25 protein-coding genes and 1 tRNA gene are annotated in these 23,979 nt (G+C 64.9%); 13 read left to right on the top strand and 13 right to left on the bottom strand.

The features are described from left to right. Positions 1-20: 20 nt before the first annotated feature. On the bottom strand, positions 21-503 hold the full coding sequence (locus ACN0RC_RS09195) for a CarD family transcriptional regulator (RefSeq protein WP_417510974.1): 483 nt from the start codon (positions 501-503) through the stop codon (positions 21-23). Positions 504-634: 131 nt separating this feature from the next. Between ACN0RC_RS09195 and ACN0RC_RS09200 the strand changes: the two genes are divergently transcribed. Further along, positions 635-1,111: a DNA modification methylase gene (locus ACN0RC_RS09200; RefSeq protein ID WP_417510976.1), complete on the top strand. Its 477-nt coding sequence runs from the start codon at positions 635-637 to the stop codon at positions 1,109-1,111. Positions 1,112-1,167: 56 nt separating this feature from the next. On the opposite strand, the gene ACN0RC_RS09205 is transcribed toward ACN0RC_RS09200, so the two are convergent. Together ACN0RC_RS09205 and ACN0RC_RS09210 are read right to left on the bottom strand one after the other, a co-directional pair. After that, positions 1,168-1,851, bottom strand: coding sequence for a response regulator (locus ACN0RC_RS09205; RefSeq protein WP_417510978.1), 684 nt, complete (start codon positions 1,849-1,851; stop codon positions 1,168-1,170). Next, positions 1,848-3,071, bottom strand: a complete 1,224-nt coding sequence (locus ACN0RC_RS09210; protein WP_417510980.1) for a sensor histidine kinase — start codon at positions 3,069-3,071, stop codon at positions 1,848-1,850. The genes ACN0RC_RS09205 and ACN0RC_RS09210 overlap by 4 nt, the downstream gene beginning before the upstream one ends. Positions 3,072-3,267: 196 nt before the next feature. Here ACN0RC_RS09210 and phoU point away from each other — a divergent pair, with 196 nt between their 5' ends. Continuing rightward, complete coding sequence (phoU, locus tag ACN0RC_RS09215; RefSeq protein WP_417510982.1) at positions 3,268-3,981, top strand: phosphate signaling complex protein PhoU; 714 nt, start codon at positions 3,268-3,270, stop codon at positions 3,979-3,981. Between the two features lie 74 nt (positions 3,982-4,055). On the opposite strand, the gene ACN0RC_RS09220 is transcribed toward phoU, so the two are convergent. Continuing rightward, on the bottom strand, positions 4,056-4,799 hold the full coding sequence (locus ACN0RC_RS09220; protein ID WP_417510984.1) for a phosphoglyceromutase: 744 nt from the start codon (positions 4,797-4,799) through the stop codon (positions 4,056-4,058). Between the two features lie 47 nt (positions 4,800-4,846). On the opposite strand from ACN0RC_RS09220, the gene ACN0RC_RS09225 reads away from it, so the two are divergent. Beyond that, positions 4,847-5,668 carry a class I SAM-dependent methyltransferase gene (locus tag ACN0RC_RS09225; RefSeq protein ID WP_417510986.1) on the top strand — a complete coding sequence of 274 codons (822 nt, stop codon included), beginning with the start codon at positions 4,847-4,849 and terminating at the stop codon, positions 5,666-5,668. Positions 5,669-5,671: 3 nt separating this feature from the next. Here the strand turns inward: ACN0RC_RS09225 and ACN0RC_RS09230 are convergent, their stop codons facing one another. From ACN0RC_RS09230 to ACN0RC_RS09240, 3 genes are all read right to left on the bottom strand, one after another. Further along, positions 5,672-6,793 carry a YgfZ/GcvT domain-containing protein gene (locus tag ACN0RC_RS09230; RefSeq protein ID WP_417510987.1) on the bottom strand — a complete coding sequence of 374 codons (1,122 nt, stop codon included), beginning with the start codon at positions 6,791-6,793 and terminating at the stop codon, positions 5,672-5,674. 2 nt (positions 6,794-6,795) lie between these two features. Further along, positions 6,796-7,398, bottom strand: coding sequence for an FABP family protein (locus ACN0RC_RS09235; protein WP_417510989.1), 603 nt, complete (start codon positions 7,396-7,398; stop codon positions 6,796-6,798). A gap of 178 nt (positions 7,399-7,576) precedes the next feature. Then, positions 7,577-7,867, bottom strand: coding sequence for a hypothetical protein (locus ACN0RC_RS09240; protein WP_417510991.1), 291 nt, complete (start codon positions 7,865-7,867; stop codon positions 7,577-7,579). A 139-nt stretch (positions 7,868-8,006) separates the two neighbouring features. Between ACN0RC_RS09240 and ACN0RC_RS09245 the strand changes: the two genes are divergently transcribed. The 8 genes from ACN0RC_RS09245 to ACN0RC_RS09280 all read left to right on the top strand — a co-directional run bounded on the left by ACN0RC_RS09245 (position 8,007) and on the right by ACN0RC_RS09280 (position 17,230). Beyond that, positions 8,007-8,690: a response regulator transcription factor gene (locus tag ACN0RC_RS09245; RefSeq protein ID WP_417510993.1), complete on the top strand. Its 684-nt coding sequence runs from the start codon at positions 8,007-8,009 to the stop codon at positions 8,688-8,690. Between the two features lie 54 nt (positions 8,691-8,744). Continuing rightward, positions 8,745-10,910, top strand: a complete 2,166-nt coding sequence (locus ACN0RC_RS09250; RefSeq protein ID WP_417510995.1) for an RNA degradosome polyphosphate kinase — start codon at positions 8,745-8,747, stop codon at positions 10,908-10,910. Beyond that, on the top strand, positions 10,907-11,887 hold the full coding sequence (locus ACN0RC_RS09255; RefSeq protein ID WP_417510997.1) for an NUDIX hydrolase: 981 nt from the start codon (positions 10,907-10,909) through the stop codon (positions 11,885-11,887). The genes ACN0RC_RS09250 and ACN0RC_RS09255 overlap by 4 nt, the downstream gene beginning before the upstream one ends. Positions 11,888-12,018: 131 nt before the next feature. Beyond that, positions 12,019-13,116, top strand: coding sequence for a phosphate ABC transporter substrate-binding protein PstS (locus tag ACN0RC_RS09260; RefSeq protein ID WP_417510999.1), 1,098 nt, complete (start codon positions 12,019-12,021; stop codon positions 13,114-13,116). 127 nt (positions 13,117-13,243) lie between these two features. Then, entirely contained in the window at positions 13,244-14,209 is a 966-nt protein-coding gene (pstC, locus tag ACN0RC_RS09265) for a phosphate ABC transporter permease subunit PstC (protein WP_417511001.1), read from the top strand. A 1-nt stretch (position 14,210) separates the two neighbouring features. Then, positions 14,211-15,296, top strand: coding sequence for a phosphate ABC transporter permease PstA (gene pstA / locus ACN0RC_RS09270; RefSeq protein ID WP_417511003.1), 1,086 nt, complete (start codon positions 14,211-14,213; stop codon positions 15,294-15,296). 36 nt (positions 15,297-15,332) lie between these two features. Beyond that, positions 15,333-16,112 (top strand): phosphate ABC transporter ATP-binding protein PstB, encoded by a 780-nt coding sequence (gene pstB / locus ACN0RC_RS09275; RefSeq protein ID WP_417511005.1) that lies wholly within the window; start codon positions 15,333-15,335, stop codon positions 16,110-16,112. A gap of 206 nt (positions 16,113-16,318) precedes the next feature. After that, on the top strand, positions 16,319-17,230 hold the full coding sequence (locus tag ACN0RC_RS09280; protein ID WP_417511007.1) for a DUF559 domain-containing protein: 912 nt from the start codon (positions 16,319-16,321) through the stop codon (positions 17,228-17,230). Positions 17,231-17,336: 106 nt separating this feature from the next. Here the strand turns inward: ACN0RC_RS09280 and ACN0RC_RS09285 are convergent, their stop codons facing one another. The 5 genes from ACN0RC_RS09285 to ACN0RC_RS09305 form a co-directional block, all read right to left on the bottom strand. Beyond that, positions 17,337-18,221 carry an aminodeoxychorismate lyase gene (locus ACN0RC_RS09285; RefSeq protein ID WP_417511009.1) on the bottom strand — a complete coding sequence of 295 codons (885 nt, stop codon included), beginning with the start codon at positions 18,219-18,221 and terminating at the stop codon, positions 17,337-17,339. Positions 18,222-18,391: 170 nt separating this feature from the next. Continuing rightward, positions 18,392-19,021 (bottom strand): DNA-directed RNA polymerase subunit beta, encoded by a 630-nt coding sequence (locus tag ACN0RC_RS09290; protein ID WP_417511011.1) that lies wholly within the window; start codon positions 19,019-19,021, stop codon positions 18,392-18,394. A gap of 19 nt (positions 19,022-19,040) precedes the next feature. Then, complete coding sequence (locus tag ACN0RC_RS09295; RefSeq protein WP_417511012.1) at positions 19,041-19,799, bottom strand: anti-sigma factor domain-containing protein; 759 nt, start codon at positions 19,797-19,799, stop codon at positions 19,041-19,043. Further along, positions 19,796-20,395 (bottom strand): ECF RNA polymerase sigma factor SigK, encoded by a 600-nt coding sequence (gene sigK / locus ACN0RC_RS09300; RefSeq protein ID WP_417511014.1) that lies wholly within the window; start codon positions 20,393-20,395, stop codon positions 19,796-19,798. Before sigK ends, ACN0RC_RS09295 begins: the two co-directional genes overlap by 4 nt. 45 nt (positions 20,396-20,440) lie before the next feature. Continuing rightward, the gene (locus tag ACN0RC_RS09305) at positions 20,441-22,156 is read right to left on the bottom strand and encodes a cytochrome c biogenesis protein DipZ (RefSeq protein ID WP_417511016.1); all 1,716 of its coding nucleotides are present in this window, start codon (positions 22,154-22,156) and stop codon (positions 20,441-20,443) included. A gap of 154 nt (positions 22,157-22,310) precedes the next feature. Between ACN0RC_RS09305 and ACN0RC_RS09310 the strand changes: the two genes are divergently transcribed. Together ACN0RC_RS09310 and ACN0RC_RS09315 are read left to right on the top strand one after the other, a co-directional pair. Then, positions 22,311-22,970, top strand: a complete 660-nt coding sequence (locus ACN0RC_RS09310) for a fasciclin domain-containing protein (protein WP_417511017.1) — start codon at positions 22,311-22,313, stop codon at positions 22,968-22,970. 85 nt (positions 22,971-23,055) lie between these two features. Beyond that, a complete protein-coding gene (locus ACN0RC_RS09315) occupies positions 23,056-23,694 on the top strand; it encodes a trimeric intracellular cation channel family protein (protein ID WP_417511019.1) in 639 nt (212 codons plus the stop codon). 186 nt (positions 23,695-23,880) lie between these two features. Here the strand turns inward: ACN0RC_RS09315 and ACN0RC_RS09320 are convergent. After that, positions 23,881-23,956: transfer RNA gene (locus ACN0RC_RS09320), tRNA-Lys, on the bottom strand. Between the last annotated feature and the right edge of the window lie 23 nt (positions 23,957-23,979).

Here is a 23,979-nt window from a genome sequence, read left to right on the forward strand (position 1 = left end):
TAGCGAGAGACGCCCGCGCCTCAGGAGGCGAGGACCTCATCGAGCAGAACGCCAGCCTTGTCCTCATCGCACTTCTCTGCGAGAGCGAGCTCGGAGATCAGGATCTGACGAGCCTTGGCGAGCATGCGCTTCTCTCCTGCGGAAAGCCCGCGGTCCTGGTCGCGACGCCACAGGTCACGAACGACCTCGCTGACCTTGATCACATCGCCAGAGGCGAGCTTCTCAAGGTTTGCCTTGTAACGACGTGACCAGTTGGTGGGCTCCTCCGTGAACGGAGCGCGCAGCACCTCGAAGACGTTGTCGAGACCCTCCTGGCCGATGACATCGCGAACGCCGACCAGGTCGACGTTCTCTGCGGGCACCTCGATGATCAGGTCACCCTGGGTGACGTTGAGCTTCAGGTACTTCTTCGTCTCGCCCTTGATGACGCGATCCTTGACCTCGATAATGGTCGCGGCCCCGTGGTGCGGATAGACGACTGTCTCGCCAACCTCAAAAAGCATAAAATCGTGTCCTTTCGGCAACCTCCAGAATACCACAGGCAACATGCGCTAAGGTTTGCTCCCGCATGTCCCAGCGGAGCTGAGCCATACCCATAGAATGGACTCGACATCCCATAGCTCCTGGAGGACTCGTGAAATCGCGCCTTGTAGCGTCTGCCGCCCTCAGCGCCCTCGTCCTGCTCGGGACGACCGGGTGCACGTTCCTCACACCGCAGGCGACGTCGATCGATCCGTACAACGTCTCGGACGGCGTGAACGTCCCCGACTCTGAGGGTCCGCTCGACATCCGAAATGCGATGGTCATCGCGACGGAAGACGGATCGACCGGCAACCTCATCGCCGCGATCGTCAACACCACCGACAAGGCTGAGGTCCTCACGATCGAGATCGAGGGCCTTGAGCCCCTCACCGTCCGTGTCGGCGCCGGTGACACCGTCAGCCTCGGCGCGACCACTGACCCGCTGCGCATCGATGACCTCGACACAATGCCGGGCGCAACGGTCCCGATGTACTTCCAGTCCGGCGATGCCACCGGCAGCGTCACCGAGATTCCCGTTCTCGACGGAACTCTTCCGGAGTACGCGGACCTGGTGCCCGAAGCGGACTGACCGCACGAACGCGAAAGAGGCCGGCACCCATCGGGTGGCCGGCCTCTTTCGCGTTCTCAACCGGCGAAGCGGTATCCGAGTCCGCGCACGGTCACCAGCATGACCGGCTCGCTGGGGTTCTCCTCGATCCGAGATCGGATTCGCTTGATGTGCACATCGAGGGTCTTGGTGTCGCCGAAGTAGTCGCTGCCCCACACGCGATCGATGAGCTGTCCGCGGGTGAGCACGCGACCGGCATTGCGCATGAGCACCTCCAGCAGCTCGAATTCCTTGAGCGGCATGTTGATCTCCTCGCCGGCGACGGCCACCGTGTGCCGATCGATGTCGAGAGCGACGCGCCCTCCCTCGAGCACGCGCTCTTCGAGCTCTTCATCGAGTTGAGCCACCCGTCGCAGCACCGCGCGCATCCGGGCGAGCAGCTCGCGTGACGAATAGGGCTTTGTGACATAGTCATCGGCGCCCAGTTCGAGCCCTACGACGATGTCCACTTCGGAATCCTTTGCGGTGACCATGATGATCGGCACGGTCGAGGTGGTGCGGATCTGCCGACAGACCTCTGTCCCCGGCATCCCCGGCAGCATGAGATCGAGCAGAACAACATCTGCTCCGCGCTCGCGGAACGCCGTCAGCGCACCGGGCCCGTCCTCGGCGATCTCCACTTCGAATCCTTCACGCCGAAGCAGGTAGGCGAGAGGATCGGCGAGGTCTGGCTCGTCCTCGACGATAAGGATGCGGGTCATGCGTGCTCTCCCTTTCGAGCGCCCGCGGACGATGCTCCTCTGGAGCTCTTCCGAGTGCGCTTGTGCTTGGTCTTCTTGGCAGTGTCCTCTGGTGCCGGCGCATCGATGCGCGGCAGCACCATCGTGAATGTCGATCCGCGCCCTGGACGCGACCACACCCGCACGTCTCCTCCGTGCCGGTGCGTGGCATGCTTGACGATCGACAAGCCCAGCCCTGTTCCGCCGGTGCGGCGAGATCGTGCTTCATCGGCACGGTAGAAGCGCTCGAAGATGCGCTCGCGATCCGCTTCACTGATGCCGATGCCCTGGTCGGAGACGGCGATCTGAACGGTATCGAGGTCGACCGTCACACCGACGCCCACACGCGATGACTTCGGCGAGTAGACGATCGCGTTGGCGATGAGGTTGCCGACCGCCTCGATGAGGATCTGCACATCACCGCGGATATAGGCACCACGGTCGCCGCCCCGCACGAGTTCAACGCTCGCGGAGTCGGCCTGCACCGCATGCGCCTCGATGGACGCGGCAATGACTTCGTCGACCGACACAGGGTCGAACTCTGTGACGCCATCTGCGGCCTGCAGCCGCGAGAGACTCATGATGCGCCCGGTGAGCTGGCCGAGCCTGGTCGCCTCCGCAGAGATCCGCGCCGCGAAGACCCGCACCTGCTGCGGATCATCTGCTGCCGACTCGATCGCCTCCGCGAGCAGAGTGACCGCGCCCACCGGCGTCTTCAGCTCATGGCTCGTGTTCGCGACGAAGTCACGACGCACCTGATCGAGCCGTTCCTGCTCCGTGACATCTCTGATGATCAGCAGGATCAGCCGTGCGCCCAGCGCACTCGCACGTGCTGACACCAATCGCGGATCCAGACCTCCCCGCGAACGCGAGAGACGGATGGATTCTGTCGTAGACACTCCGCTCGAGCGCACTGTTCGCACGAGCTGGCGGAGCTCGGCGTTATCCAGCGTCGCACCGACATCGATCCCGAACCGAGTCGCTGATTGAGAGTTCGCGAGCACCAGCCCCGAAGCATCCAAGACGCACGCGGCGTCGTCCATGCTCTGGAGGACCTCTGCGATTCCCTGCGGGACGTCAGAGGATGTCGCCTGCGCCGTACGCGCCTTTGCGCGATACGCCCACGCGAAAATCGCGCAGAGCACGACGCCGATCACCAGACCGACAGCGAGGGCGATGAGCGCGATGGTCCCCTGGGTCATGTCTTCAGCGTAGAGCGCGTTCACCTCTGCTTCAGCGCGCTTTCACATCAGGCCCCAGGATCGGGAACTACTATTCACGTATTGGGCACCATTCGTTAACCTTCAGCGAGCACAATCGCTAAGAGCGCGCGAGCACCGTCGTGCCCTCAACGGCCGTCGTATTCTGCCGAGCCCCGAACGAAAGGTTGCGCCGCTCATGCGCGAAGTCTTCCACCAGTCCCTCGAGGACATCCAGTCTCGGCTCGTCGAGATCGCCGACCTCGTCACCGTCGCGATCGACAAGGCCACTCGAGCCTTCCGCAACAGCGATGTCGCTCTGGCAGAGGAAGTCATCGCCGATGACGCGAAGATCGATGAGCTGGCTGTCGTACTCGACGAACTGGCCATCGAGATCCTCGCTCGCCAGCAGCCGGTGGCCCGCGACCTGCGCATCGTCGTCTTCGCATTGCGCGTGAGCGCCTCGCTGGAGCGCATGGGCGACATGGCTGAGCACATCGCTCAGCTCGCACGGCTGCGCTTCCCCGAGCGTGCGATTCCCAAGGGTCTCAAGAGCACGTTCTCGGCGATGGGTGAGCTCGACGTCGAAATCGCACGCACACTGTCCGAATTGCTGCACAGCCAGGACCTGCGCTTGGCTGACCAGATCCGCAATGCCGACGACGACGTGGACGAATTGCACGCGCGCGTGTTCGAGAAGGTGCTCAGCGACAACTGGAAGGGCGAGGCGACCGCGACCGTCGATGCGACGCTCGCCAGCCGCTACCACGAGCGTTTCGCAGACCACGCTGTCGCGATCGCGAAGAAGGTCGTCTACCTCGCCACCGGCGACTGGGCGGTCGAAGAGCATGACATTCCGCTGGCTGCCGAAGCCCACGCGCTCATGGAAGAGAAGTCGGCGGGCAAGGGCTGATCCCTCGTCTTACAGCTGAACCCCCGTCGCGCTGTTTCACCAGCGCGGCGGGGGTTCAGTGTTGAAAGGTGAAGTTACTTCTTGCCCTGCGACGCGACGGCTGCAGCGCCGGCAGCGGCCGCTTCGGGGTCGAGGTAGCGTCCGGGTCCGGTGGGGACGTTGTTATCGTCGAGCTCATAGACCAGCGGGATGCCCGTGGGGATGTTGAGCTCGGCGATGTCTGCGTCGCTGATGCCATCGAGGTGCTTGACCAGTCCGCGCAGCGAGTTTCCGTGCGCGGTGACGAGGACGGTCTTGCCGGCTTCGAGGTCGGGAACGATCGCGTCATTCCAGTAGGGCAGCAGTCGGTCGATGACGAGCTTCAGGGACTCGGTGCGGGGAACTTCTCCGTCGATGCCGGCGTAGCGCGGGTCGTTCACCTGGCTGTACTCGCTGTCATCGTCGAGCACGGGCGGCGGAACGTCGAAGGAGCGGCGCCACAGCTGGAACTGCTCAGGGCCGAACTCTTCGAGGGTCTGCGCCTTGTCCTTGCCCTGCAGCGCACCGTAGTGACGCTCGTTCAGGCGCCACGAGCGCGTGACGGGGATCCAGAGACGGTCAGCGGAATCCAGCGCGATGTCGGCGGTCTGAATGGCGCGGCTGAGGAGCGAGGTGTGCAGAACGTCGGGCAGGATGCCGGCCTCTGCCAGCAGCTCACCGCCCCGACGGGCCTCGTTCTTGCCCTTTTCGGTGAGGCGGACATCCACCCAGCCGGTGAAGAGGTTCAGTTCGTTCCACTCGCTCTGGCCGTGGCGGAGCAGGATGAGAGTGCGCGTCATGGTTTCAGTCTATCGAGAGCACACCGGGTCGATGGCAGGATGGACCCATGGCGTCATCTCCCCTCGGACACCCCACTCGGGGCACGACGGGAACCAACAGACTCCGCCGGAATGACCGCTGGATCGCAGCATCCGCAGCCTTTCGCACCGCCGCCGATCCTCTCGTCATCGATCTGGGTTTCGGCGCGAGCGGTGTCACCGCCTTCGAGCTCGCGACAAGGTTGACGAAGGTGCGCGCTGACGCCGAAGTGATCGGCTTCGAACTCGATCCCGCTCGGGTGGCGACCGCACAGGCGCAGCTCGACGACGTCCGCGCGGGACGTACGAACTTCTCCCCTGACCTTCGCGTCTCCTTCGCGCACGGCGGATTCGAAGTGCCGCTTCCCGCCGGGCGCCGCCCCGCAGCGATCCGCGCCATGAATGTGCTCCGTCAGTATGACGAGGCAGACGTGCCCGACGCCTGGGCGTCGATGGCTGCCCGCCTCTCCCCCGGCGGGATGCTGTTCGAAGGAACCTGTGACGAGATCGGACGCATCGCCAGCTGGGTGGATGTCTCCTCTGCGGGCGAGCCTGAGCGCTTCACCCTCTCGTTGCGGTTGGCAGAGCTCGAGCGTCCTGGGATCATCGCTGAGCGACTGCCGAAAGCGCTGATCCACCGGAACGTTCCCGGGGAGCGCATCCACGATCTGCTCACTGCGCTCGATCGAGAATGGGAGCGTGCGGCACCGCTATCGACGTTCGGGGCGACGCAGCGATTCCTTGCCGCTGTCACAGCGCTGAAGCGCCTGGGGTGGCCCGTGATCGGTGGTCGCAGCAGATGGCGGCTCGGCGAACTCACCGTGCCCTGGGACTCGGTTGCGCCGAGATAGCCCTCAGGCCTTGCGTGGATCCTGTCCTTCTGGACGACGCGAGAGCCGCGTGAGGCGCGGAACATCTGCCGTGGCACCCGCGTCGGCGGGAACGATCGCCTGTTGGGCGGCCGCGATCTCGACGCCGTCGGCATGCACCACCAGGTCGCCCATCGGTGCACGACGCGACAGAATGGCCAACGCGATCGGCCCGTCCTCGAAGTGACGCGCAGCAGAGGTGATGCGGCCGACTTCTGAGTCTCCGGCGAACACCGCTGAGCCGATGGCAGGCAGCACATCGTCACTGCCATCGAGATGAAGAGCCGCCAGCCGACGCGGCGGATGACCGAGATTATGGACCTTGGAGACCGTTTCCTGGCCTCGGTAGCATCCCTTGTTCAGATGCACGGCCGTGCGGATCCAGTCCGACTCATGCGGCAGCGAGCGTTCATCGACCTCACTCGTCCAGCGCGGCCGCCAGGCGGCCACGCGCAGCGCGTCGGCCGCGATCAGGCCAGCGACCTCGAGGTCGGAGACAGCGGATGCCGCGGCATCCGCTTCGACGATCGCGAGCCGCCACTGGTACTCAGCCGCAGGATGCGGCGATACCTGCGAGTACTGATGCCCGCCGGCCTGCACCGCCGGCCACGGGTCAGCCCACACCAGCGGCACGCCGTTCGGAGCGGCAGCCGCTGAAGTGACGACAGCTTCTGCCGCTGCACCGCTGAAGAAACCGAGCAGGTCAAGGTCCGCACGGATCGAGACAGTCGCTCGCGAACGGAAGACCATGCGCTGCAACCAGCTCACGAGCCCCTCGGCATCGGGAGCGTCGGCGATCAGCCATGCCGAAGAGCCGTCCTCGAGAACGCCCGCGGCGTGCTCGACCCGCCCCTGGGGATCCAGGATGAGAAGTTCGGTGCTCTCTCCTGGGCGGAGCTGCGTGAGCGCCTGCGAAGTGATGGAGTCCAGCCAGGTGAGTCGGTCTTCGCCCGCGACCTCGATCACTCGCCGGTCGCTGACGAGCGTGACCGCCGACCCCGTGACGAGATTCCGCTGCTCGCGCATCGGGTCACCGAAATGCACGATCGCAGCGTCTTCCACGACGGCGCCTTGACGCGCTGACAGAGCTTCGAAGAGTGCAGACATGCTCAGACCTTCGCCAAGCGGGCAGACGCGTGCGAGGCCATTTCGGAACCCAGCGCTGCGATGTCCCACGCCCAGAGCAGGTGTCCGTCGACGAGCCCGTACATGCGGGTCGCAGCGCCATATGCCTTGCCCCCCGCGCTGCGCACGATGGCATCTGTCGCGATATCGACGCGAGGCCCATTGATCTCGCCGAGGTAGAGCTCGAGCGCACCATCAGAGTGCGCGAGCGAAACCTCGATCGGGAAACCGCCGGATGGGGCACGCAATTGTTCGACATCGTCGACAGTGCGCACGGCGCGCTGTTCAGTCGGCGGGAGCAGTGCTGGTCCGGCATCGGCAGTAGTCGCAGGACGGGAGAGACGCCAGAAGCCCGTCTCGGAGACGAGAGGGACGGACTCTTCGCCCTCTTCTGCCGCGAGAAAAGCGGTTGCAGAGTAATTCAGGTAGCCGGTGCCGTCATGGCTGAAGCTCACCCGGTGAGTGAACTCGCCCTGGAATCGATGGTCCTGCGCGGTGTACTCGATCACACCGGTGCCCTCCCAGACTCCGATGAGCCAGCTCAGCGGTGCGAGATCGGCAGGGAGGTCGGTAGGCAGCTCAAGCATGACGGTGAAGACAGCTCAGCTCAGCGCTGGCCGCGGAAGAGGTTGCGCAGCACAACGCCCGCGACGAAGACGATCGCGAGACTCGCAAGGCCGAGCAGTCCGATGAAGAAGAGTTCGAGTGCGACGAGGTCCATGGCCCCACTCTACCCCTGCCGGGTGACCGACCGGCGGGCCGCGATCAGGCGGGTACGAGGGCGGCCAGACCGAAGCCCGCCGACACCACTCCGAGCAGCAGCAGCGCTCCCGTCGTGCTCGCCGCTATCCGGAAGACGAACCCCTTGGTCTGGCCGTACCAGAGCTGCAGTGCGAACGACAGCAGCACCGAGCCGCCGAACGCCAGAAGCAGCCATGCCACACGCCACTCTTCCGGCACGAAGATGCCGATCAGGATGGCCGTGATGAGCGCGGCACCCCAGACGATCATGACGCCGACGAGTGCGTTTCTCGGTGCGAGGGCGGGTTCGGACATGACTCCATTGTTACGCATGCGATGACATCTCTTCGTGTGAACTCGTCGACGCGCACGGCCGAATCGGTATCATTACCCCCACGGCGTCGTGAAGATCGCCACTGGGCGAGCTGAATCCGCCGCCCGAGAGGAACTGCGCGTGGCATCGATCCTGGTCCTGACTTCGACTCCTTCGGAGCAGGTCCTCGCCGCGCTGGATCTGCTCAGCCACCGGGTGCGCCAGATCCCCGCCGAGCCTGCACAACTCGTCAACGCACCGGAGAGCGACGTCGTCATCGTCGATGGCAGAAAAGATCTCGCCGGCGCGAAGTCACTATGCCGGCTCCTGCGCACGACCGGTCAGACATCGCCTCTGATCCTCGTCGTCACCGAGGGCGGCATGACAGCGGTGTCCGGCGAATGGGGAATCGACGATGTTCTCCTCGTGGACGCGGGACCTGCAGAGACGGATGCCCGCATCCGGCTTGCTCTCGCCCGCGCCGAGGCCACTGCTGAACCGACCAGAGTGCAGGCATCCGGTGTGACGATCGACGAGCAGTCGTACTCGGCCAAGCTGCACGGCAGGCCCTTGGACCTCACCTTCAAGGAATTCCAACTGCTGCACTTCCTCGCGACCCATCCCTCCAGGGTGTTCACCCGTGAGCAGCTGCTCAGCGAAGTCTGGGGATACGACTACTTCGGTGGTACACGCACCGTCGACGTCCATGTCCGACGCCTGCGCGCCAAGCTCGGCGATCAGGAGCAGATCATCGGCACCGTTCGCAACGTCGGATACCGCTTCAACGTCAACGACAACGACCAGCTGACTGCTGCGGAACACTGACCCGCACAGAAACCGTTCACACACACTTCTCTCGGCGATGCAAAGATGTAGTCCATGATCGATGCCGCAATCACCGACGCCGGGCTCGGCGATGCAGAAGACGACGATTTCGACGCCGTCGAGACCCCGGATTCGCAGCTGCCCGACCATCGGTACCACGACCGTGAGATCAGCTGGCTCGCGTTCAACCAGCGAGTGCTGGAACTGGCAGAGGACCCTTCGCTCCCCGAGCTCGAGCGGTCCAACTTCCTCGCGATCTTCGCCAGCAACCTCGACGAATTCTTCATGGTGCGCGTCGCTGGTCTCAAGCGGCGCATCGTCACAGGTCTCGCGGTGCCGACGAATGTCGGACGAGCGCCGTCTGACGTGCTCGCCGACATCTCCAGAGAGGCCCACGCTCTGCAGCTGCGTCACGCCCATGCGTGGACTGACCTCGTGCGTCCGGCCCTCGCCGATGCCGGGATCGAGATCACCGAGTGGGCACAGCTCACCGAGGCCGAGCAGGCCGCACTCACCGAGTACTTCCAAGTGCACGTCTTCCCTGTTCTCATGCCTCTGGCTGTGGACCCGGCACATCCTTTCCCCTATATCTCCGGCCTATCGCTGAACTTGGCGATCCGCATCCGCAATGCCCGCACCGGACGACAGGATTTCGCTCGTCTCAAGGTGCCGCCGATGCTCCCCCGGCTGGTCGAAGTGCCGCGCACCGGCGAGATCGCTCGTTACCTGCCACTCGAAGACCTCATCTCCAACCATCTCGGTGACTTGTTCCCTGGAATGGAGGTGCTCGACCATCACGCATTCCGTCTCACGCGCAATGAGGACGTCGAGATCGAAGAGGACGAGAGCGAGAACCTCATCCAGGCGCTCGAGGCCGAGCTGCTGCGTCGGCGCTTCGGTCCGCCGATCCGGCTCGAGATCGCCGATGACATGGATGACGTGACTCTCGATCTGCTGCTCAAAGAGCTCGACATCACCGACCAGGAGGTCTACCGGCTTCCGAGCCCGCTCGACCTTCGCGGCCTCTTCTCACTGTCGCGAGTGGATCGTCCCGACCTGCGCTATCCGCCGCACGTGCCGACGACTCCTGTGGCGTTCCAGCCGACCGGGTCGAGCAGTCGCGCCGATATCTTCGCCGCGATCCGTAAGAACGATGTGCTCGTGCACCACCCGTACGAGTCGTTCAACACGAGCGTGCAGGCCTTCCTCGAGCAGGCTGCCCGTGACCCGCACGTGCTCGCCATCAAGCAGACCCTCTACCGCACCTCGGGAGACAGCCCTGTCGTTCAGGCGCTGATCGATGCCGCAGAAGCGGGCAAGCAGGTTCTCGCACTGGTCGAGGTCAAAGCACGATTCGACGAGGCGAACAACATCGTGTGGGCGCGCAAGCTGGAAAAGGCGGGCGTCCACGTCGTCTACGGCCTGGTCGGGCTGAAGACGCACTGCAAGCTCGCCCTCGTCATCCGCGAAGAAGAAGGCCAGCTGCGTCATTACTCGCACGTCGGCACCGGCAACTACAACCCGAAGACCAGTCGCATCTACGAGGACTTCGGGCTGTTCACCGCCGACGCCCAGGTCGGCAAGGACCTCACCAGACTCTTCAACGAGCTCTCGGGCTACGCCATCGAGAAGAAGTTCAAGCGGCTTCTGGTGGCTCCGCTGCACCTGCGCAAGGGGCTGCTCCGGCTGATCAATGCCGAGCGCAAGAATGCGGAAGCCGGAAAGCCCGCCCACATCCGCATCAAGGTGAACTCCATGGTCGATGAGGAGATCATCGACGCGCTCTACCGCGCCAGTCAGGCCGGTGTGAAGGTGGAGATCTGGGTGCGCGGCATCTGCAGCATCAAGGTCGATCTGCCGGGCACGAGCGACAACATCACCGTGCGGAGCATCCTCGGTCGCTATCTCGAGCACTCCCGGATCTTCGCGTTCGAGAACGACGGCGATCCCCAGGTCTACATCGGCAGCGCCGACATGATGCACCGCAACCTCGACCGCCGCGTCGAGGCCCTGGTGCGGGTGACCGATCCGAACCATCTCACCGAGCTGCTGTCGTTCTTCGACCTCGCCATGGACGACCGCACCAACTCCTGGCATCTCGCCGCCGACGGCGTGTGGGAGCGACATTCTGTAGATGAGAACGGCGTCCCGCTGGTCGATCTGCAGGATAAGACCATGAGCCAGATCCATCGCCGACGCAGGTCACGGTCAGTGCGATGACCACGAAACAGGATCACACGGTGGTCGAGGTCGTGCGTGACGACAAGGCCGTCTACGCGGCGGGTGCAGTCGTGTGGCGATTGACAGCCGAGGGGAAGCTGCGCCTGCTGCTGATCCATCGTACGAAGTATCGCGATGTGACCTTGCCCAAGGGCAAAGTCGACCCCGGCGAGATGCTCGCGCAGACGGCCGTCCGCGAGGTGCGCGAAGAGACCGGCATCCGCGTGCATCTGGGCGTACCCGTCGGCGTCAGTCGCTACTTCATGCGTCCGAAGCGTCAGAAGGTCGTCCACTACTGGGCCGCAGAGGCCACCGACGAAGCCATCCGGAAGTCGGCATTCGTGCCCAATCATGAGATCGCCGCTCTGGAATGGGTGAGTCTGAAGCGGGCGCGCAAGACGCTCAGCTACCCGGTCGATCTCGAGATCCTCGACGAGTTCGAGCGCCTCGTCGACGATGGTGTGCTGCACACCTATCCCGTCGTAGTACTCCGGCACGCGAAGGCGCTCTCGCGATCGGAATGGGACGGGTCGGATGCTGCGCGCCCACTGACTGCACGCGGACATCGGCAGGCTGAGGCGATCGTCGCACCGCTTCGCGCGTTCGGCGTGCGCAGGATCGTCACCAGCGACGCGGTCCGTTGCGTGCAGACCGTGACCCCGCTGGCGAACGCGATCAACCGCACTCCGGTGATGACCGAGCTCATCAGCCAGGATGCCTGGGAAGACGGGGTCTCCGATGTGCGCGCCGTCGTCGGCAAGCGCGTGCGCGCGGGCAAGCCCGCGGTCATCTGCAGCCATGGGCCCGTGCTCCCCGTCATCCTCTCCGAACTCGCACTCGCCACCGGCACGATGCACGGCTCCTACCTCGGCAGCGCATCGGCTCTCGAAGTGGGTGCGTTCTCCGTCGCACACCTCTCGGCCACCAACCCCGGCTCTGGAATCATCTCGATCGAGACGCACGTTCCGAAGATCTAACGGATCCAAGCGGACGGTTCCCGTTCACCTCCCGTTCACCCGGGCGGGAGATTCTCGTTAACCGCCGCACTTAGCGTCACTGTGTGCCCTGCACCGGGCCTCATCCATCCACGATCGAACGGATCCCCACAGTGAAGATCTCCCGAATCGCACGAATCAGCGCCATCGGCGCTGTCGCCGCTCTCGCTCTCGCCGGCTGTGCCGCGAACGAAAGCAACGCCGCAGACACCTCGGGCGAAGCCAGCGGCATCGCCGGAATGGTCGAGGCGACCGGCGCTTCGTCGCAGGAGGCCGCGCAGCAGGCATGGGTCGCTGCTTTCCAGACCGCCAACCCCGACGCCACGGTGAACTACACCTCCACCGGCTCCGGCACCGGCCGCGAGAACTTCCTCGCCGGCTCCTCGAACTTCATCGGCTCGGACCGCGCATTCAACTCCGAAGAGATCGCCGCTGGCGGCTTCGGCTCCTGCGCGTCCGACGAGATCGTCGAAGTTCCCGTCTACATCTCCCCCGTCGCGGTTGCGTTCAACCTCGACGGCATCGATGAGCTGAACCTCGATGGCGCGACCATCGCGGGCATCTTCGCCGGCGACATCGCCAACTGGAACGACCCGGCCATCGCCGGCCAGAACGAGGGCGTAGAGCTCCCCGACCAGCCGATCGTCCCGGTTCACCGCGCCGATGCATCCGGCACGCAGGAGACCTTCACCAGCTACCTCGAGGCCGTGGCACCCGACGTCTGGACCAACGAGGCCAGCGACGAGTGGCCGCTGTCGACCGGTGAGGCTGCCGACGGCACCTCTGGTGTCGTGAACGCGATCACCAACGGCGTGGGCTACATCGGCTTCGCTGACGCTTCGCAGGCATCCGGCCTCGGCCAGGTCGCCATCGAGGTCGAGGGCGAGTACGTCGCGTACTCGGCAGAGGCAGCGTCGGCTCTCGTCGCCGCGTCGCCGCTCGAGGACGGCCGCTCCGACCACGACCTCGCGTTCGCCGTCGACCCGGCAGCAGCACCCGCCGGCTCCTACCCGATCGCACTGGTCTCGTACCTCATCGGCTGCGTCGAGTACGAGGACGCTGAGACTGCTTCGCTCGTCAAGGCGTACTTCGAGTTCGTCGCTTCGGCCGAGGGCCAGGACGTCGCAGCCAGCGCTGCGGGCAGCGCCCCGATCTCGGACGAGCTGCGCGAGAAGGTCACCGGCGCGATCGACGCGATCGTCACGAACTGACCTGGTCCTCAGCTCAGGCTGAGGATGAGACATCGCCCCCGTGGTGCTGGTCGAAAGATCGAACCAGCACCGCGGGGGCACCCGCATGAAACCCGAACATCCCTAGAGCACCCGTGGAGCCGCTCAGATGACCACCACCACGACGGGCCCCGATACCCGTTCGCCCGCCTCACGCAAGGCGGTGCTTCGTCCCGGAGATCGCATCTTCTCCGGGACCGCACTCGGCGCCGGAATCATCATCCTCGTAACGCTCGCCGCTGTCGCGGTGTTCCTGATCATCCAGTCGATCCCAGCGTTCGCGCCGGACACCAGCGACAACCACATCCTCGAGGGCCAGTCGTTCATCTCCTGGGTCTGGCCGTTCGTGTTCGGGACGCTGTACGCCAGCGCTATCGCGCTGATCGTGGCCGCACCTCTTGCGATCGGCATCGCACTGTTCATCTCGCACTACGCACCTCGCAAGCTCGCAGGACTCCTCGGCTACGTCATCGACCTGCTGGCGGCCGTGCCCTCGGTCGTCTTCGGCCTCTGGGGTGCTCTGACCTTCGCGCCCATGCTGGTGCCCTTCTACAAGTGGCTGAACACCAACCTCGGCTGGATCCCCATCTTCGGCGGCACGCCCTCTGGTACGGGTAAGACGATCCTCACGGCATCCCTCGTTCTGGCCGTGATGATCCTTCCGATCATGACCGCCATCTGCCGTGAGGTCTTCCTGCAGACGCCTAAGCTCCATGAAGAAGCAGCTCTTGCACTCGGCGCAACGCGCTGGGAGATGATTCGGATGGCTGTTCTGCCGTTCGCGCGCAGTGGCATCGTCTCCGGTGCCATGCTCGGTCTCGGCCGCGCGCTCGGTGAGACGATGGCAGTGACGCTGGTGCTCTCGCCCCTCGGCATCGTCACGTTCAACCTGCTCAACCCGGAGAACCCCACCACGATCCCCGCGATCATCGCACTGCGGTTCCCCGAGGCTCACGACTCGGGCGTGAACACCCTGATCGCCGCGGGTCTGATCCTGTTCATCGTGACCTTTGCGGTCAACTTCATCGCTCGCTGGATCGTCTCGCGCCGCGCCGAGTTCTCGGGAGCCAATTGACATGACCGCTACTGCCGTCGCCCCCGCCTCCACCCGCACGAACACCACGGGCCGTCTGCCCAAGGGCGCCGCCTGGATCCTGCTGCTCGTCTCGCTCGGCATCTCCGCCGCGATCTTCGCTGTCGCGAACAGCGGCGGCGACCCGGCCGACTTCAATATCGCCCTCACCGTCGTCGTGGGCATGCTGCTCTACATGGTGCTCATCTTCACGATCTCCACCGTGGCCGAAAGCCGCCGTCATGCGACCGACCGGCTGATGACCGCACTGGTTTCGACCGCCTTCGTGATCGCGCTGCTCCCCCTGATCTCGCTGCTGTACACCGTCGTCATCAACGGACTCGTCCGCTTCGATGCCGAGTTCTTCAGCTCGTCGATGCGCAACGTCGTCGGCGAGGGCGGCGGCGCGGTGCACGCCCTCTGGGGCACGCTGCTCATCACCCTCGGCGCCACCATCATCTCCGTCCCGATCGGACTGATGACCTCGATCTACCTCGTCGAGTACGGCCAGGGCAAGAAGCTCGCTCGGGGCATCACGTTCCTCGTGGATGTCATGACCGGCATCCCCTCGATCGTCGCTGGTCTGTTCATCTACTCGGTGTTCGCGCTCCTCATGGGACCGGGAACACGTCTGGGCATCATGGGCTCGCTGTCCTTGGCCGTGCTGATGATTCCGGTCGTCGTGCGCGGATCAGAGGAACTGCTGCGCATCGTTCCCAATGAACTCCGTGAGGCGGCGTACGCACTCGGCGTTCCCAAGTGGCTGACGATCCTCAAGGTCGTCATGCCCACCGCGATCGCCGGAATCACCACCAGCATCATGCTCGCGATCGCCCGCGTCATCGGTGAGACCGCACCCCTGCTGCTCACCGTGGGCATGGTGCAGAGCATGAACCTCAACATGTTCAGCGGCCAGATGGCGACTCTGCCGGTGTTCACTTATATGCAGGCCAAGTATCCCGGCATCCCCGCTGAGGCATTCATCGACCGTGCATGGGCGTCGGCGCTGGCGCTCATCCTCATCGTCATGGTCCTCAACCTCGTCGCCCGAATCATCGCGAAGGTATTCGCGCCGAAGACCGGCCGCTGAGCGGCCCCATCACCCGATTGAACAAGAAGGATTCCAATGTCCAAGAGCATTGAAGTCAACGACCTCAACGTCTACTACCGCGACTTCCTGGCCGTCGAGGGCGTCAGCATCGACATCAAGCCGAACACGGTCACCGCATTCATCGGCCCGTCTGGCTGCGGCAAATCGACGTTTCTGCGCACACTCAACCGCATGCACGAGGTCATCCCCGGCGCGCGCGTCGAAGGCGAAGTGCTGATCGATGGCCAGAACCTGTACGGCCCCGGAGTTGACCCCGTGCTCGTGCGCCGCCAGGTCGGCATGGTGTTCCAGCGGCCGAACCCGTTCCCCACGATGTCCATCAAGGAGAATGTGCTCGCCGGCGTCAAGCTGAACAACACGCGCATGGCGAAGTCCGATCAGGACGCACTGGTCGAGCAGTCGCTGCGTGGCGCGAACCTCTGGAACGAGGTCAAGGATCGCCTGGACAAGCCGGGCTCCGGCCTCTCGGGCGGGCAGCAGCAGCGTCTGTGCATTGCGCGCGCCATCGCGGTCTCCCCCGATGTCATCCTCATGGACGAGCCCTGCTCGGCGCTCGACCCGATCTCGACCTTCGCGATCGAAGAGCTGATCGCCGAGATCAAGACCCAGTACACGGTCGTGATCGTCACGCACAACATGCAGCAGGCTTCGCGCGTCTCGGACCGCACCGCATTCTTCAACATCGCAGGCACCGGCAAGCCCGGCAAGCTGATCGAGTACGACGACACCGCCACGATCTTCACGACCCCGTCGGTGCAGGCGACCGAGGACTACGTCTCCGGCCGCTTCGGATAGGGAGCGCGTCGGCTCTCACCCGTGCCGAATCCCAGACGCTCTGGCCTCGGCTCGGCGTGTCCCCACGCGACACGCCGCAACGGCACCGGGGCGTCTAAGATTCGGCGCATCCGACTCGTTCTGCACCGTTTCGGGATCGCTCGGGTTCTCCACGAATAGCGTCTTCTCGCGTCCCAAGGCTCTGCAGATCAGTGGATGCTCTGACGATGAGCTTCGCCCTGGCATCCGCCATCCTGCGTTCGATCGGTCCCGTGGCGCGTTCGCATGAGCTCTGCGCCCGAGGTGTCTCCAAGCGCGAGCTGGCTCGCGCGCACCGTTCGGGTGAGATCCTCAAGATTCGCCAGGGCGTCTATGCAGCTCTCGGCACTTCAGACGAGCTGATCCACGCCGCCGAGCACGGAGGCTCACCCGGTTGCGTCACCGCCGGCAGATTGCACGGCCTGTGGATGCTCGATGACGATGACTGCCCGCAACTGCATGTGTGGCTCGGCCACGCCGCTCAGCGTCACGGATGCTCCAGGCCCGATTGCGCCACCGGTATGCGTGTGCACTGGGATGATGGCCGGGCCGGGCTCGGTGCGCTTCCGCCGGTGCGCAATGTCCTCGTGCAGATCGCGATGTGCATGGGCGAAGAGCCCTTCTTCATCGCGTTCGAGTCGGCGCTGCGACAGAACAAGCTTCGTCACAGCGATCCGGAATGGTTGCGTCGGCGTCTGCCCGAAACGATGAGATGGATGATTCCCTTCGCTCGCGCGGATGCTGACAGCGGACTCGAGTCGTTGATCAGGCTGCGGATGTACCGGGTCGGCGTCACAATGCGGTCGCAGGTTCGCATCGACGGTGTGGGCGAAGTCGACTTCGTCGTCGGGGACCGTCTGATCGTCGAGGCCGACGGCAAGGAGAACCACGACGACGACCGGTCCCGACCTGGCCCGTTCATCTCGCGCCGACACAAGGATCTCGTGCGCGATGCGAACGCCGCAGCGCTCGGGTACGAGACTCTTCGGTTCGACTATGCGCTGATCGTGCACGACTGGCCGACCGTCGAGGCTGCGATTCTGGCCAAAGTAGCCGCGGGCGCCCATCTGCGCGGCTCCCTCCGCCCCGTTGCGGGCTGAATCCCAGACGATCCGGCCGTCGTTCGGCGTGGCGCAGAGCCGACGCGCCGACGGGCACAAGGAACGTCCGGGATTCCGGACGAATTATGCGCGTCGTACCAGCCAGTCAGTCGCGCGGCGAGAGAAGGTAGTTGTTCAGGTCAGCTGTGAGGGACTGGTCAGCGGGGAGGTTCTGGCCGTCGACGTCGGTGATGGCCACAGCCAATCGCACACTCGAGACGAGCCACGCAGCATCCGCATTAGTGAGATCGGATGCCGGGATCCGGGCATATCCGGTCTCGAATCCGCGTGCGGCCAAGAACTCGTACACGCTCAGCTGCGTCGTGCCGTGCAGGATTCCCCCGGTCGGGGCGGGAGTCATGAACCGGTCACCGAATCGAAGGATGAGGGATGCCGTCGGCGCCTCGAGCACGTATCCGTCGTTGGAGAGGAAGATCGCGTCATCCGCGCCGCGCCGCCGAGCCTCACGAAGAGCTGCCATGTTCACGGCATACGAGAGTGTCTTCGCCCCGAGCAGCAGCCACGGCGAACGCTCCGCGACGTCGAGCGGGTAGCCGCGATCGAGAGTGACGACCTTGACGCCGTTCCTGCGCACGGCGGAGAAATCGGATGCCGGGGCCGCCGTCACCCATGCCGTCGGGGTGGGTCCGTGCTCCACTCCTCTGCTGAGGATGAGCTTGATCACCCACTCGCCTGCCGGGCAGGCTGCGGCGGCCACGGCAATGGCCTGATGCCACTGCTCCAGGTTCGGTGCGGGCAGGTCGCAGATGTGCGCGGAGTTGGCGAGCCTCTCCAGATGCGGACCGACTTCTTGCGCATGGGAGTCGATCACCCCGATCGACTCGAAGACGCCGTCCCCTCGCTGAGTGCTCAGCTCTCCGACGCTCAGTGCAGGCGCCTCGGCATCCACAAGGGTGAAACTGCCGGAGTAGTCGACTCGTTCCTCATCGGGGCCGGCCGGGTCGATGATCAAGGCGAAGCGCTGAGACATGAGACGACTCTACGACGCCGCGCAGGAATACCACCGCGCTCAAACCGTTACACTTGAATAGCCGGGCCGCATAACCCCGGGCTCCAAATTTTGCCGCTGCGAGCGGCCTTCCGCCGAGAGGCGTTCTTGCGGCCCGGTCTTTCTGTATCCGAACGCAGTCTCCGGGCGACTCAGCTCAGCCCGTCTACGCGCCACAGCCCGGCCGCGGCGCTGAGATCACCCGCGTAAGCGTGTAGCCGCCGTGCGCGCGCGGTGAGCCCGGTCGACCGCGCAGGCTCGGTCTTCTCATAGTCATCTGCGAGATCCGTCGCCCCGGATACCTGCACACGGCAGAAGGCCGCCGCACGCTCCAGCGCGATCGCGAAGTCGCCCCGGAACACTCCTCGAAGAATCGTGTCGATCAACGCGACGATCTCCTCCGGGCTGGCGGGCACCGGGGCACCAGCGACCACAGTGTCCGCTGAGGCGAGCTGGACCCGTCCGCGCTCGTAGAGCAGCGCGGAGGTCTGCGGGTCGCTGTGGATCGCCAACTGCAGCAGGTACAGCCGCCACAGCGCGCCGGGCAGCGAGACTGCTGCTGCGCCGGCCCACAGTTCTGCGATGTCGTCGATGCCGTGCTCTGCAGTGAAGGCGACGAGTCGCTCTGCGCTCTCCCCCGTTGAGTCGTCACGTGCGCGGGTCAGCAGAGCCGATGCCGTGGCATGCGCAACCCGCACCGCCTCGATCGAATCGGTGGATCCGACGAGGTTGTCGAACGCGGCGGACGGTCTGCGGACGGGACGGTGGAACTGCTCGGGCATCCGTCCAGGGTACTCGCGTTCAGGCCGTAGGGATCGCGATGATCGGAGCAGTCGTCGGAAGCCCTGTGGGCGATCCGCCCGCCTGCTCGACCGTCACCGCGATCACATCCCCCTCATGCATATCTCCGTCCAGCAGAGCCGTCGCCGCTCCGTCGTCCGTATCGAAGACACCTGCGGGCAGAGGCTGCTCTCCTCGAACGAGCCACAGCTGATAGGTCTGGCCTACGCCCGGAGCATCCAGCCCGTCCGTGACGAGAACAGCGCTGCCGACCGATGCCGACCAGTGCGCTGTGGCCTGCGCACCCGAATCGAGTTCCACCGTCTGCTGCTGAGCATCGGGGGCCGCCTCGATCTTCTCGAGAGCGACGACGGATGCCGGCTGTGCGAGCTGCGGGATGAGGACGGCCGCTCCGATGCCGAGGCCAGCGATCAACACAACGGATGCGGCGAGCGCGAAGAATCGGCGGCTCCACCGACTCGGCGCGGAGGGCGCTGGCGCGCTGGCCGGCTCCGCACGCGGTTCAGCCGCTGCCGTGGGCTCGACATCCGCCTGAGGGGTGAGGGCGACCTGCGCGAGGAGCGCGTCGCGAATATTCGACGGCGGCGCGGCGGGAGCTGCTCCGTCCGCGAGCAGCGCAGCGGTCTCGGCATCGTACGCGGCGAGCGTCTTCCACTCCGGGTGCGCGACGAGGGCATCCGCATAGCGTCGCTCATCAGCATCCGACAGCGCGTGCAGGGCGTGCCCTGCCGCGAGCTCGGCGAATTCGTTCTCGTTCATGCGTTCACCCCCATCTCACTCCTCAGGCGTGAGAGTCCATCTCTCATCCGTGTCTTGATCGTCCCCAGCGGTGTCCCCACGAGAACGGCGATCTCGCTCTGACTGTAACCGCCGTAGTACGACAGCACGATCGCCTCACGTTGCGATTCGGGTAGCCTGCTCAGCGCGGAGACGACGCGTTCGCCCTCGATGCTCAGTTCGACCTGTTCCGCGACGCTGTCATGGGCGACGCCGATATCGCGGATCCCCGCGCGGATGTCTCGATCCGAGCTCGATTGCGACGCTCGCACACGATCCACTGCGCGGCGGTGAGCCACTGTGAGAATCCAGGTGCGTCCCTGCCCTTTGTTCGGAGCGAACCGTGCAGCGGATTGCCAGATCTCCAGGAAGACCTCCTGGAGCACCTCTTCGCTCTGCGCTCTGTTCACGAGCACCCGCAGGATGAGGCCGAACACCCGAGAGGAAAGAAGATCGTAGAGTTCGGCGAATGCGCGCTGGTCACCGGAGGCAACGCGCACCAGGAGGTCGGCGGCGAGATCACTCGCCGAGCCGTCCTCCGGCACGTCCACACCGTCGATGACCATCTCCATAAGCATGCCGCATCCGCTCCTCTCCTCTTGGCCACGCGCCGTATCGAGAACTCATCCGAACGTGAAGGAATAAGCTTGGATGCCTTCGTGGACCTCCACGCTCAACACACCGGATCCGGCGTCACCATCCAGCAGCCGGTATGAGCGCGGAGTACCGTCGACGAGGATCTTCCGGTTCTTGCCATCCGCTGTGCGCACCGTCACCTCGCCTTCTCCGGCGAGCACCATCCGCACCTCCGACGCCCGGTAGCTCAAGCGCACTGCGGCGTCAGGGCCGGCGGGCGTCGCGAATTGCGAGGCCACCTCCCAGGTTCCGTCGAGCGCGAAGGTGTCGTCGGCCTGGTCCTCGGGGAAGACGAACTCCTCGGTTCCCGCGCCATATTCGCCACCTCCGCCGTAGTTGACATCCTTGGAGGATCCGAGGAACGTCTCGCGAGTCGTCGAGCCGAGCTCAGGGGTTTCATCCACCACGTCGGACTCGGCGGGAAGTGCGGCATCGGGATCAGCGTCGACGAGGAGCTCGCGGATCAGCTTCTCAGTCGCCTCGTAGTTGCCCTCTCCGAACGAGATGTGCCGCACCGCGCCTTCGGCGTCGATCAGGTAGTGCGCCGGCCAGTAACGATTTCGATAGTTGGTCCAGGTGGAGAGGCTGTTATCGAGTGCGACGGGATACTCGATCCCGAAGTCGCGGATTCCCGCGGCGACGTTGCCCGCATCCTTCTCGAATGCATATTCGGGTGAGTGGATGCCGACGACGCGCAGCCCCGCGTCGCGATAGGTGTCATCCCACCCCACCACGTGAGGAATGGACCGTTGGCAGTTGATGCAGGAGTATGCCCAGAAATCGATGAGCACGACCTGCCCTCGCAGATCTGCAAGGTCGACCGGCTGACCGTCCGAGGTGTTCAGCCACTGCTCGATCCCGCGGATCGACGGTGCTGTGCCGCACGACTCGAGCTCCTGCGCACCGTTGGTGCAATTGTCGAGCTCGCGGTTCTCATCCGTCACGAGGCCGCCGAGACCGAGCGCCTCCTCTGCCGCGTCGTTCTCGGTGAGCTGCTGCTGCAAAGGCGCGGTGTAGTCCGGCAGCAACCGCTGCAGCGTCTGAGGCACGTTGAACACGAGCCCCACCGCGAGAGCGATCATCGCGATGCCTGCCGCAATGCGCAGACCGCGCTCACGAGTGCGAAACGCGCGAATCCGGTTGACGACGCTGCGTCCGGCCAGGGCGAAGACCAGAAGGGGGATAGCGACGCCGATCGAAAACGAGACCGTCAGCAGCACTGTTCCCGGTCCGATCCGCCCGGTGGAGCCGGCGACGATGATCGCGGCGAGCACGGGGCCGGCGCACGGCACGAACACCGCGCCGAGCGCGAGTCCGACACCGAACCCGCTCCCCCTGTTCTTGACCTCTTTCTGCGGCAGCCACTGGAACGGTCTCTCCAGAAGGCGTTCGAAGCGCGGGATGAGCAGTCCCACTCCGATGACGATCAGCACGATGATCCCGGCCCACCGAAGGACATCCTGCGGCAGACCCAGCAGCCCGAGGATGAGCGAACCCGCGAGTGTGACCAGGGTGAAGCTGAGCACGAGGCCTGCGATCACGAGATACGGACGACTGCGGCGCGCAGGGATCACCTCCCCCTCACCCTCGAAGCGCGCGGACTGCGCACCTCCGGTCAGGAAGATGACGGGCAGGACGGGGAGGATGCACGGCGAAATACCGGTGATGAGCCCTCCGAGCAGGCCGATGAGTATCAGGTCCATGAGCTCCTCGCTTCTGTTGCGAGTACTTCGGTGCGCGGGCAGTTTCGGATTGCTCTGAAGAATTCTGAGATTCTTCCCATCCGATGCGGAGAGGGCTCCGAACAGCAGTCAACGCCGCGGAGATATCGCGGCTCCGAAACCCGGAGGTAGAGAGATGTTCAGCACCAAGAAGAAGATGACCGCAGCGCTGTCGCTCGGATTCGCCAGCGTGCTCGTGCTGGCCGGATGTTCCATGGGCAGCGGTGACACGGCAGAAGACACCATGGAGCCCTCGGCACCTGAGACGTCGGAAGCGACGCCCGAAACCATGGACCCCGCCGCCAACCTCGTCGGCCCCGGCTGCGAGGCGTACGCCGAGGCCGTGCCGGACGGAGCGGGTTCCATCCAGGGGATGTCGCAGGATCCCGTGGCGGTCGCCGCGTCCAACAACCCGATGCTCACGACGCTTGTCGCGGCCGTCAGCGGTCAGCTCAACCCCGACGTGAATCTCGTCGACACGCTCAACAGCGACGAGTTCACCGTCTTCGCACCGGTGGATGACGCCTTCGCGAAGATCGACGCTGCCACGATCGAGTCGTTGAAGACCGACTCCGCAACGCTGTCGTCGATCCTCACTTACCACGTGGTCCCCGGCCAGATCGAGCCGTCCGACATCGCCGGAATGCACACCACGGTTCAAGGCGCCGACCTCGAGGTCACCGGCGAGGGCGACATGTGGATGGTGGGCGATGCGAACATCGTGTGCGGTGGAGTGCAGACCGCGAATGCGACCGTGTACCTGATCGATTCGGTGCTGATGCCCCCGGCTCAGTGACCCGCTGATGCGGCGCGCCCCTCGTTCACACGATGGGGCGCGCCGCATATCCTTGCCTCATGCAGTTCTCGGCAGAATGCGGCGGATGCTCGTGAACTGGGCGCTGACACTCGATCTGTTCGGGACGTTCTTCTTCGCGATCTCCGGGTCGCTGCTGGCCGCGCAGCGCGGCTACGACATCGTCGGCTCACTCCTGCTGGGCAGCCTCACCGGCCTCGGCGGTGGTGTCATCCGCGATCTCATCATCGGAGTGCCGCCCACGGCATTCGCCGAACCCGTCCATCTCGTAGCACCCGTCGCCGCGGCCGTGCTCGTGTTCTTCCTCTCGCACGGCGTCGAACGGTACTCCCGGCCGCTGCTGATCTTCGACGCCGCCGGTCTCGCGCTGTTCTGCACGACCGGAACTGTGAAAGCACTGGAGGCCGGAATGAACCCGGTGGCGGCGATGCTGCTGGGCGTGACCACCGGCGTCGGCGGCGGCCTGCTGCGCGACGTCGTCGCAAATCGCGACCCGCAGCTGTTCAACTCGTCCGATCTGTACGCGGTCCCCGCTTTCATCGGCGCAGCCCTCGTTGCCGGTCTCTGGTTCACGAGCATCCCGAACGTCACCACGGCGTTCATCTCAGCGATCATCGTCTTCGGGTTCCGCGTGCTCTCATTGCGGTTCCACTGGCGCATTCCACATGCCAAGGGTCAGCCGAAGCGAGGGAGAGCGTCCGAATGAGCACGATCGCACGCGTCCTGAGCAGGAGTCGTTCTACCGGGACTTGACGGTGGGCAGCATCCTCGCCGGGACGAAGAGCGACACCATTCCCGATGAGGCGAGAACGACGCGGGTGCCACGGCACGCCACCCGCCGAGATCATCGGAGAGATATCCCGGCGGGTGCCGTGCAATTCCAGTACCAGACTGGTGGGCCCGGCGGGGCTCGAACCCGCGACCCGCGGATTAAAAGTCCGATGCTCTGCCAACTGAGCTACAGGCCCGTGCGTCAATCCTACTTCGTCAT

The organism is Microbacterium sp. (genome assembly GCF_048259935.1).
Classification (GTDB): domain Bacteria; phylum Actinomycetota; class Actinomycetes; order Actinomycetales; family Microbacteriaceae; genus Microbacterium.